We start from the raw sequence: 10,290 nt of genomic DNA on the forward strand, positions 1-10,290 counted from the left end.
GCTTGGTGATGTTCCTGTAGTGGGTAATTTGTTTAAGAATCGAACCAAAGAATCYACCAAGCGTGAAATGCTGGTGTTCATTACGCCGAAGGTAATTTCAGATAATGGCCCTAGGAAATAATTAATTTTCTATCAATAGATTATGAAAAAACTATTTAAAGCCCTGCTTGCTGTCACTGTTAGTATGCTGGTTGTCGCTTGTGGCGGCGGTGGCGGCGGTGGAGGTACCCCTAATGGTCCATCCGCAACCTTGAGAGTCTACCCCCCTGTAAGCGCAATTAGTTTGCCTGTGGGCGCTAGTGGGTCCACAGATATTGAAGTGCGTGGCGGTAAGGCACCTTATGGTGTAATCAGTTCCGATGCTTCCGTTAGTGCGTTCCTTTCAGCTGACGGGATACTATTTATTTCTGGAAATAGTGACGGGACTTCAACGTTAACGGTATACGACGAGAGTCTCCCTGTCCAGCAAGTGAAAATTACTGTGACCGCTAAAGCGGTTCCCTTGGTCAGCAGTGCTGGAACTGCAGTTACATTGCGGCCAAACCAGTCCCTTCAGTTCAATGTGCGGGGTGGTGTTGGTCCATATTCTGTTAACAGCTCAGATACAAGCATTGTCAGTGCATCTATCTCTGGATCTACGGTGACGCTTCTGGGACTTCCGAAGGCAGGAACTGCGACTATTTTGATCACTGACGCGGTAGGTGCTACGTTGAGTATCGCGGCCACAGTGCAGGTGGGCACAATGTCGGTTTCGCCTGCTTCTATCACTGGACCTGCTGGTACTAGTAATGCCGTGACCGTCAACGGTGGCGTGGCTCCGTACACCGTGAGTTCAACTAACACCGCTGTTGCTACAGCGACTATCTCCGGCTCGTCTGTGTCGGTTTCACTTGTCGCTCAAGGTGCATCTGATATCAAGATCACGGATGCAGCTGGTACCTCAGTAGTAGTTTCTGTCACTGTGACCACTAACGTTTTGCAGGTTTCACCTGCTAATCAAACAGTGGATGAAAAGAGTGCGACTTCCACAACTCTTACTTATTTGATCGCAGGAGGTACTGCGCCTTATACTCCCTTGGTGAGTCCGGCTGACAAAGCCTTTTTCACCACACTCTCCGTAGCTGCCAACACGCTGACAGCGACCCTTCCTGATTCCACCACGGGTCCGAGATGTGTAACTGCTGATAAGGTGATTCCAATCGACGTTTACGACTCAAAACTCGTTAAGCAAACTGTTTCAGTGACGATTAAAGACGGCGGTGCTGTGGCTTGCCCATGATGATGCTGTAGTCTAAATAAAAGGCCAATTTTATATTGGCCTTTTTTGTTTTGGTGACTCTAATTTGGTGCAGGTGATAAAATATGAATGTGATCAATATTGATTTAGGTGATAGAACTTATGAAATACTAGTGGGTGAAAACATCGACTTGGTTCAGTCTCTCGAAGGTATTGTTCCCGATTTTCGGGTGGCTGTAATTGTTACAAATGTTATTGTTGCTGGGTATCATTTAGATCGAGTAAAAAACTCTCTAGCTCGAATATTCGAAGACGTTCGTGTTATCGAGCTGCCGGATGGTGAGTCTCACAAGAGTTGGGATTCTTTAAACAATATATTTCACTCACTTTTGAGTTGGCAATGTGATCGAAAGACGACTCTGTTCGCTCTTGGTGGCGGTGTGGTTGGTGATCTAACAGGCTTTGCGGCTGCCACCTATATGCGTGGTATACCATTTGTACAGTTGCCCACGACATTGCTCGCTCAAGTTGACTCTTCGGTAGGTGGGAAAACTGCGATTAATCATCCGTTGGGGAAAAACATGATAGGGGCTTTTTACCAGCCCCAACTGGTCATTTGCGATTTTTGTACATTGAGTACTCTGCCTGATCGTGAGCTTCGCGCTGGTTTAGCTGAGGTTATTAAATATGGGCCGATTGCAGATATCGCCTTCATGGAATGGCTGGAGCAAAACTTGAACGCAGTTATGGCCAAGGAGGCCGCGGCACTTGCTCATGTGGTTCAGCGTAGTTGTGAGATCAAAGCTTGGGTCGTAAGCAAGGATGAGAAGGAGTCAGGCTTGCGCGCTATATTGAACTTTGGTCACACTTTTGGTCACGCCATTGAAGCAGGGATGGGCTACGGTGTTTGGTTACATGGAGAGGGCGTTTCGGCCGGGATGGTCATGGCCGCTGAACTCTCCCGACGCTTGGGGTTGGTAGACGCTGACTTTGTTCAGCGGCTGATCTCCTTGATCCAGCTCGCTGGTTTACCCACCAAAGGGCCAGTATTAGATGCTAACGACAACGCCGGTCGATATTTGGAGTTGATGCGGATTGATAAAAAAGCCGAAGCAGGCGAAATTCGGTTTGTTGTGATCGATGGCCCTGGTAGAGCACTCGTGCGCCCGGCGCCAGACTCCTTGGTCCGTGAAGTTATTGATGCCTGCTGCGAGTGAATATTTGTGGTTGCTTGGATTGCTTTTTCGAGAAGCGTAGGTGCCGTTTGATGAGGGGCTACTAAGGTGATTGGGCTCGTAGATCTGTTGCCCTTCGCATCTGCCCCCGCGCAGACCCGCGGTCGGCGTCATTCGGAGTGTCCGCCGCCCACTCGAACTGAATACCAGCGCGACCGCGACCGAATCGTCCATTCCACGGCATTCCGACGGCTTGTCTACAAGACACAAGTCTTCCTCAACCACGAGGGGGATCTGTTTCGTACCCGGCTAACTCATTCGTTAGAAGTCGCGCAACTCGGGCGATCCATCGCACGGTCGCTGCAGATTAACGAAGACTTGGTTGAGGCCATCTCGTTAGCCCACGACTTGGGGCATACCCCGTTCGGGCATGCGGGGCAGGACGCCTTGAATGGCTGCATGGCCGACTTTGGAGGCTTTGAACACAACTTGCAGAGCTTGCGAGTGGTGGACAAGCTGGAAGAACGATACCCGTTGTATGACGGACTCAATCTCACATTCGAGACCCGAGAGGGGATTCTCAAACACTGCTCGCGCACTCATGCTTTGCAGTTGGAGAGTGAGGAGCCCAATGGTGTTGGTGCCCGCTTCCTGCGCAATGAGCGGCCGAGTCTGGAGGCGCAGTTGTGCAATTTGGCCGACGAGATTGCTTACAACGCACACGATATCGATGACGGCGTGCGCTCTGGGTTGATTACTCTGACGCAGCTGCAAGAAGTGCCCTTGTTTGATGCGTACCGTTCGGCAGCCCAGATGGAGCATCCCGGCCTCGCCACGCCATCAATGCAGCGCCGCTTGTTGTACGAGGCGATACGGCGGATGCTGAGTGCGCAGGTGTACGACGTCATTGACACCACAAAAGCCGCGCTGCACGAGCATGCGCCAGCCCATCCCGATGAGGTGCGGAAGCTTCCAGTTCTGGTGAGCTTCAGTGGTGAGATGCGCGAGCGCTCTACCGTACTCAAGCGGTTCCTCTTCAAGCATCTGTACCGGCATCCCCGGGTCATGGAGACTACGGGCCATGCCCAAAAAATCGTGCGTGAGTTGTTCGATGCCTATATGGCCCAGCCTCACGAAATGAAAGCTGCCTTTACCGCGCGAGCCCTGGAGGGCGATAGCTATGGGCGAGCGCGGGCGGTGGCCGACTTTATTGCCGGGATGACGGACCGCTTTGCGGTGCGGGAGCATGAGCGCCTGACAGGGCGCCGACTCCTGCAGGAATAGCGCACGGTTCCGAGGTGGAGCGAGATGCGTTGATTTTTTGGGGGGGGGCGTCGCTGGTGTCGCGCGACTTCAGGCTCCGTTAGATGTGGCCGCCTGAAGCGTATTTGCTGTGTGGGCTTGCGTATCTATTCTTTTCCTCCGCTGCCCTCCCGCCGATGTGAGCGTGCACTGAGGGGTCCATGAGGTTTCCAGATTGGACCGCCGCTGTCGCGAGATCTGCCAACAACTCACACCGATAAAATCCCAACTCTATCCCTGCGCTTCTGCGCGCACCCATGACATCTTCCTCCACCAACGCCGCTAAGGCGCTCCCCCATTTTGTATCCACTGATACCTACGTCCAGGACACTGTCTGGTGGTTGGAGCGGGCCGTCATTGGATTGAATCTCTGTCCATTTGCCAAGTCGGTGCATGTCAAAGGGCAAATTCACTATGTGGTGAGCTTGGCCACGACCGGGGAGGATGTGCTGGAGGTGTTGCGCGAAGAACTTCAGGCGCTCGCAAAAACACCCGCAGAAGTCAGGGACACCACCTTGCTGGTGATGCCGCATTGCCTGCAGGATTTTCTGGATTTCAACGACTTTCTTGGTGACGTGGAGGACGTGGTGCACGTTCTCGGGTTGGCGGGCACGCTGCAGGTCGCAAGCTTTCACCCGCAGTTTCAGTTCGCCGGCACAGATGCGGACGACGTGACTAATTGCACCAATCGCGCTCCATACCCTACGCTGCACTTGTTGCGCGAGGCCAGCATTGATCGGGCGGTGTCGGTCTTTCCCGAGGCGGAAACCATCTTTGAGCGCAACATGGAAGTACTTGAAGAGATGGGCATGGCCGGTTGGCTGGCGTTGGACGTGGGCCCTCATGACAAAGGCGGTGCGAACATGGCCGCCACTGCCGCCAGCGATGACAATCCGCCAGCACAAGGCACCGGTTTATGAATAAAAAGAACCCATCTGCAGTGACGACCGACAAGCGAATTCGCGATGCGGGAAAATCCAAGAACGAGAGTGCTGAGCTGCAGGAACTGCGCCCTGGCCAATCGGTAGAGCTGCTCAAGGAGCTGCACATCCTCACGCGGGATGGCCGTCTCAATCAGGACTCACGCCGCAAGCTCAAGCAGGTGTACCACCTGTTCAACTTCATCGAGCCCCTGCTCACGGAGCTGTCCGCCCAAGGCGGTGGGCCCACGTTGGCGGACCACGGCGCGGGCAAGTCCTATCTGGGTTTCATCCTGTACGACCTGTACTTCAAGGCTCTGGGCCACGGGCGTATCTACGGGGTGGAGACCCGGGCGGAACTGGTAGAGAAGTCGCGGGTGCTCGCGCAGCGCCTTCATTTTGAGCGGATGTCGTTTCTCAATCTATCCGTGGCCGAGTCTGCGGATGCCCGTGAGTTGCCCGACCAGATCGATGTGGTCACCGCCTTGCATGCTTGCGACACCGCCACTGACGACGCGATTGCCTTCGGGCTGCAAAAAAAGGCCCGGGCCATGGTTCTGGTGCCCTGTTGCCAAGCGGAGATGGCAGCCTGCCTGCGCCAAGGCAAGGCCTTGCAGTTGGCGCGCACGCCCCTGGCGGAACTGTGGCGTCACCCCTTGCACACCCGCGAACTCGGCAGCCAGGTGACCAATGTGCTGCGCTGCCTGTACCTGGAGGCCAATGGCTACCAGGTCACTGTGACCGAGCTGGTGGGATGGGAGCACAGCATGAAGAATGAACTCATCATCGCGCGCTACACCGGACAGAAAAAACGCAGCGCGGCCGAGCGGTTGCGGGCGCTTCTCGGCGAATTTGGCCTGGAACACGCCATGGGGGCGCGGTTTGGCATTGGTGTGGTGGCAGACCCAGTGGAGAACTTGGCTACGCATTGACGCGTACCCAAAAGGCGCGCAAGGGCAGGCCAGAATCAAGCATGCGCCTCGCTATCTTCGTGGCGGATGATGGGCGTCGCCAGCTTGCATCGATGAGAAATAGGGGACAGGTCTATGATCGTAACTCCCATATTCCTGATCAAGACCCATGGCCCGTTTGCCACGCCTGACCCTGCCGGGTCATTTGCACCATGTCATCCTGCGGGGCAACAACCGCCAGCCGATCTTCCACGGAGTGGAAGATTTCGACGCGCTGCTGGCGCTGTTGATGGACAACGCGCAGAAATATGCCGTGGCCGTCCATGCCTATGTGCTGATGGACAACCACTTTCACCTGCTGGTTACGCCAGCCTCACAAGACGGACTGCCCCAGATGATGCAGGCAGTGGGGCGCCGGTATGTGCAGTACTTCAACCGCCGACATGCCCGCACAGGTACTTTGTGGGAGGGGCGCTACCGTTCCACGGTATTGCAGCCGGAACGGTATTTGCTGGCGTGCATGGTGTACCTGGACCTCAACCCTGTGCGGGCCGGATTGGTGCAGCAGCCCGCTGACTACGCCTGGTCCAGCCATGCACATTGGTTGGGCTTGCGCAACGACCGGTGGTTGACGCCCCATGCCCTGTATTGGGCTTTGGGCAACACCCCGTTTGCGCGCGAGGCCGCCTATGCCGCACTGGTTCAGGCGGGCCTGGGGGCGTCGGTGCAAACGGCTTTGACCGACTCGGCGCTCAGCGGTTGGGCTTTGGGCGATACCGAGTTTCTTGCGGGCCTGCAACAGCAGACCCTGCGCCGCGTGACTCGAGGAATGCCTGGCAGGCCTCGAATGGAAAAAAATCATGCGAAAACCGACGGAGGCGCATGAAATTATTGGCCTCATTGCTATTAATTTTAATATGTCCCCAATAATATGCTTGTGTGAGTTCTGGTTTGTTTAATTGGAATCTGACCCCAATTAAATTGCTTGCCAAAATATGCTGCAATGCACTAACCTCGGCTCCCCTGCGAAAAATATAGGAGTGCGCCATGACCACGGCTGCCGAGATCCAGCATCTGCAACAACACGGTTTGTATTCATCGGGTAACGAACACGACGCCTGCGGCCTCGGTTTTGTGGCCCACATCAAGGGCATCAAGCGCCACGACATCGTGACGCAGGCTCTGAAGATTCTGGAAAACATCGACCACCGTGGCGCGGTGGGTGCCGACCCGCTGATGGGCGAYGGCGCCGGCATCCTGATCCAGMTSCCYGACSSSCTSTACCGCGAAGARATGGCCAAGCARGGCGTGRCSYTGCCYSCGSCSGGCGAATACGGYGTSGGCATGATCTTCCTGCCCAAGGAGCATGCCTCGCGCCTGGCTTGCGAGCAGGAGATGGAGCGCGCCATCAAGGCCGAAGGCCAGGTACTGCTGGGCTGGCGCGATGTGCCGGTGAATGTGGATATGCCCATGTCCCCCACAGTGCGCAAGAAGGAGCCCATCCTGCGCCAGGTGTTCATCGGCCGTGGCAATGACGTGATCGTGCAGGACGCGCTGGAGCGCAAGCTGTACGTGATCCGCAAGACGGCCAGCGCCAACATCCAGGCGCTCAAGCTCAAGCACAGCAAGGAATACTACGTTCCGTCCATGTCCAGCCGCACCGTGGTCTACAAGGGCCTGCTGCTGGCCGACCAGGTGGGCGTGTACTACAAAGACCTGTCGGATGAGCGCTGCGTCTCGGCCATCGGCCTGGTGCACCAGCGCTTCTCCACCAACACCTTCCCCGAGTGGCCGCTGGCCCACCCGTACCGCTATGTGGCGCACAACGGCGAAATCAACACCGTCAAGGGCAACTACAACTGGATGAAGGCCCGCGAAGGCGTGATGGCATCGCCCGTGCTGGCTGCTGACCTGCAAAAGCTCTACCCCATCAGCTTTGCCGACCAGTCCGATACCGCCACGTTCGACAACTGCCTCGAACTGCTGACCATGGCCGGCTACCCCATCAGCCAGGCCGTGATGATGATGATCCCAGAGCCCTGGGAGCAGCACACCACCATGGACGAGCGCCGCCGCGCCTTCTATGAATACCACGCCGCCATGCTGGAGCCTTGGGACGGTCCCGCTTCCATCGTGTTCACCGACGGCCGCCAGATCGGCGCCACGCTGGACCGCAACGGCCTGCGCCCCTCSCGCTACTGCRTSACCGACGACGAYCTGGTCATCATGGSCTCSGAGTCGGGCGTGCTGCCCGTGCCCGAGMASAAGATCGTGCGCAAGTGGCGCCTGCAGCCCGGCAAGATGTTCCTGATCGACCTGGARCARGGCCGCATGATCGACGACGASGAGSTSAARGCCAMCMTCGYCAACASCAAGCCCTACAAGCAGTGGATCGARAACCTGCGSATCAAGCTGGACAGCRTCGAGACGGGCGAAGCCGCCGCGGTCCCTGTGGCTGCCGGCCTGCCGTTGCTGGATCGCCAGCAGGCCTTTGGTTACACCCAGGAAGACATCAAGTTCCTGATGGCGCCCATGGCCAAAAACGGCGAAGAAGGCATCGGCTCCATGGGCAACGACAGCCCGCTGGCCGTGCTGTCGGGCAAGAACAAGCCGCTGTACAACTACTTCAAGCAGCTGTTCGCCCAGGTGACCAACCCGCCGATCGACCCGATCCGTGAGGCCATCGTGATGTCGCTGAACAGCTTCATCGGCCCCAAGCCCAACCTGCTGGACATCAACCAGGTCAACCCGCCGATGCGGCTCGAAGTGAGCCAGCCAGTGCTCGACTTTGCCGACATGGCCAAGCTGCGCGACATCGAGAAGTACACGCAAGGCAAGTTCAAGAGCGCGACCATCGACATCACCTACCCGTTGAGCTGGGGCCGTGAGGGCGTGGAAGCCAAGCTGGCCTCGCTGTGCGCGCAGGCCGTGGATGCCATCAAGGGCGGTGCCAACATCCTCATCATCAGCGACCGCGCGGTGAGCGCCACGCAGGTGGCCATCCCCGCGCTGCTGGCGCTGTCGGCCATCCATCAGCACCTGGTGGGCGCAGGCCTGCGCACCACGGCCGGCCTGGTGGTCGAAACGGGTACCGCGCGCGAGGTGCACCACTTCGCCGTGCTGGCGGGCTACGGCGCCGAGGCTGTGCACCCTTACCTGGCCATGGAAACCCTGGCCGAAATGCATAAGGACCTGGGCGGCGACTTGTCGGTCGACAAGGCCATCTACAACTACGTCAAGGCCATCGGCAAGGGCCTGTCCAAGATCATGTCCAAGATGGGCGTGAGCACCTACATGAGCTACTGCGGCGCCCAGCTGTTCGAGGCCATCGGCCTGAACACGGAAACCGTGGGCAAGTACTTCACCGGCACCGCCAGCCGTGTGGAAGGCATCGGCGTGTTCGAGATCGCCGAAGAAGCCATCCGCATGCACAAGGCCGCGTTYGGCGACGACCCSGTGCTCKMMAMCATGCTSGACGCCGGYGGCGARTACGCCTGGCGCRCSCGYGGYGAAGASCACATGTGGACRCCYGACGCSATYGCCAAGCTGCAGCACAGCACGCGCGCCAACAACTGGAACACSTACAAGGAATACGCRCAGMTCATYAACGACCAGARCMRSCGCCAYMTSACGCTGCGCGGCCTGTTCGAGTTCAAGATCGATCCGTCCAAGGCGATCTCGATTGATGAGGTCGAACCCGCCAAGGAAATCGTCAAGCGCTTCGCCACGGGCGCCATGTCGCTGGGCTCCATCTCCACCGAGGCGCACGCCACACTGGCGGTGGCCATGAACCGCATTGGCGGCAAGAGCAACACCGGTGAAGGTGGCGAGGACGCGGCACGCTACCGCAACGARCTCAAGGGCATCCCGATCAAGMAGGGCGACACGCTSAAGAGCGTGATCGGCGCSGMSAACGTCGAGGTCGAYCTGCCCCTGMAGGACGGCGAYTCGCTGCGCWSSCGYATCAAGCAGGTGGCGTCGGGSCGCTTYGGCGTSACGGCSGAGTACCTGYMKTCSGCYGAYCAGATMCAGATCAAGATGGCSCAGGGSGCCAAGCCSGGCGAGGGCGGYCAGCTGCCTGGCGGCAAGGTGTCCAACTACATCGGCAAGCTGCGCCACAGCGTGCCGGGTGTGGGCCTGATTTCGCCACCGCCGCACCACGACATCTACTCCATCGAGGACTTGGCCCAGCTGATCCACGATCTGAAGAACGTCGCACCGCACGCAGGCATCAGCGTCAAGCTGGTCTCCGAAGTGGGCGTGGGCACCATCGCCGCAGGCGTGGCCAAGTGCAAGAGCGACCATGTGGTGATCGCAGGGCATGACGGCGGCACGGGCGCTTCGCCCTGGTCGTCCATCAAGCACGCGGGCGGTCCGTGGGAAATCGGCCTSGCCGAAACCCAGCAGACGCTGGTGCTGAACCGCCTGCGCGGCCGCATCCGYGTGCAGGCCGACGGCCAGATGAAGACCGGCCGCGACGTCGCCATCGGCGCRCTGCTGGGYGCYGACGAGTTCGGCTTTGCCACGGCSCCGCTGGTGGTSGARGGCTGCATCATGATGCGCAAGTGCCACCTGAACACCTGCCCSGTGGGCGTGGCCACRCARGACCCCGWSCTGCGCAAGAAGTTCTCTGGCAAGCCAGAGCATGTGGTGAACTACTTCTTCTTCATCGCGGAAGAAGTGCGYCAGATCATGGCCCAGCTGGGCATCCGCAAGTTCGACGACCTGATCGGCCGCGCCGACCT

At 58.1% G+C, this 10,290-nt stretch carries 8 protein-coding genes; all 8 read left to right on the forward strand.

Annotated elements, in window-relative coordinates; translation table 11 throughout:
* Window positions 1-121, forward strand: a 121-nt coding sequence (locus AC04MI_RS20390; RefSeq protein ID WP_476498549.1) for a hypothetical protein, incomplete at its 5' end; no start/stop codon positions are given.
* A 21-nt stretch (window positions 122-142) separates the two neighbouring features.
* Window positions 143-1,279, forward strand: coding sequence for a 3-phosphoshikimate 1-carboxyvinyltransferase (locus AC04MI_RS20395; protein ID WP_436079231.1), 1,137 nt, complete (start codon window positions 143-145; stop codon window positions 1,277-1,279).
* A gap of 83 nt (window positions 1,280-1,362) precedes the next feature.
* A complete protein-coding gene (gene aroB, locus AC04MI_RS20400; protein WP_436079232.1) occupies window positions 1,363-2,454 on the forward strand; it encodes a 3-dehydroquinate synthase in 1,092 nt (363 codons plus the stop codon).
* Between the two features lie 69 nt (window positions 2,455-2,523).
* Window positions 2,524-3,696, forward strand: coding sequence for a deoxyguanosinetriphosphate triphosphohydrolase (locus AC04MI_RS20405; protein ID WP_436079276.1), 1,173 nt, complete (start codon window positions 2,524-2,526; stop codon window positions 3,694-3,696).
* 275 nt (window positions 3,697-3,971) lie between these two features.
* Complete coding sequence (locus AC04MI_RS20410; RefSeq protein ID WP_288851287.1) at window positions 3,972-4,634, forward strand: DUF1415 domain-containing protein; 663 nt, start codon at window positions 3,972-3,974, stop codon at window positions 4,632-4,634.
* A complete protein-coding gene (locus AC04MI_RS20415) occupies window positions 4,631-5,566 on the forward strand; it encodes a class I SAM-dependent methyltransferase (protein WP_199227606.1) in 936 nt (311 codons plus the stop codon). The genes AC04MI_RS20410 and AC04MI_RS20415 overlap by 4 nt, the downstream gene beginning before the upstream one ends.
* A 148-nt stretch (window positions 5,567-5,714) precedes the next feature.
* Window positions 5,715-6,431: an REP-associated tyrosine transposase gene (locus AC04MI_RS20420; protein ID WP_056747245.1), complete on the forward strand. Its 717-nt coding sequence runs from the start codon at window positions 5,715-5,717 to the stop codon at window positions 6,429-6,431.
* Between the two features lie 161 nt (window positions 6,432-6,592).
* Window positions 6,593-10,290 (forward strand): glutamate synthase-related protein (locus AC04MI_RS20425; RefSeq protein WP_476498548.1); only part of this gene is annotated, 3,698 nt, incomplete at its 3' end.

Source organism: Acidovorax sp. LjRoot204 (assembly GCF_056175785.1).

What these genes read in the sequence shown, in the direction of transcription:
- aroB (WP_436079232.1), top strand. Translation starts at nt 1,363, where the DNA reads ATGAATGTGATCAATATTGATTTAGGTGATAGAACTTATGAAATACTA.
- AC04MI_RS20410 (WP_288851287.1), top strand. Translation starts at nt 3,972, where the DNA reads ATGACATCTTCCTCCACCAACGCCGCTAAGGCGCTCCCCCATTTTGTA.
- AC04MI_RS20395 (WP_436079231.1), top strand. Translation starts at nt 143, where the DNA reads ATGAAAAAACTATTTAAAGCCCTGCTTGCTGTCACTGTTAGTATGCTG.
- AC04MI_RS20415 (WP_199227606.1), top strand. Translation starts at nt 4,631, where the DNA reads ATGAATAAAAAGAACCCATCTGCAGTGACGACCGACAAGCGAATTCGC.
- AC04MI_RS20420 (WP_056747245.1), top strand. Translation starts at nt 5,715, where the DNA reads ATGGCCCGTTTGCCACGCCTGACCCTGCCGGGTCATTTGCACCATGTC.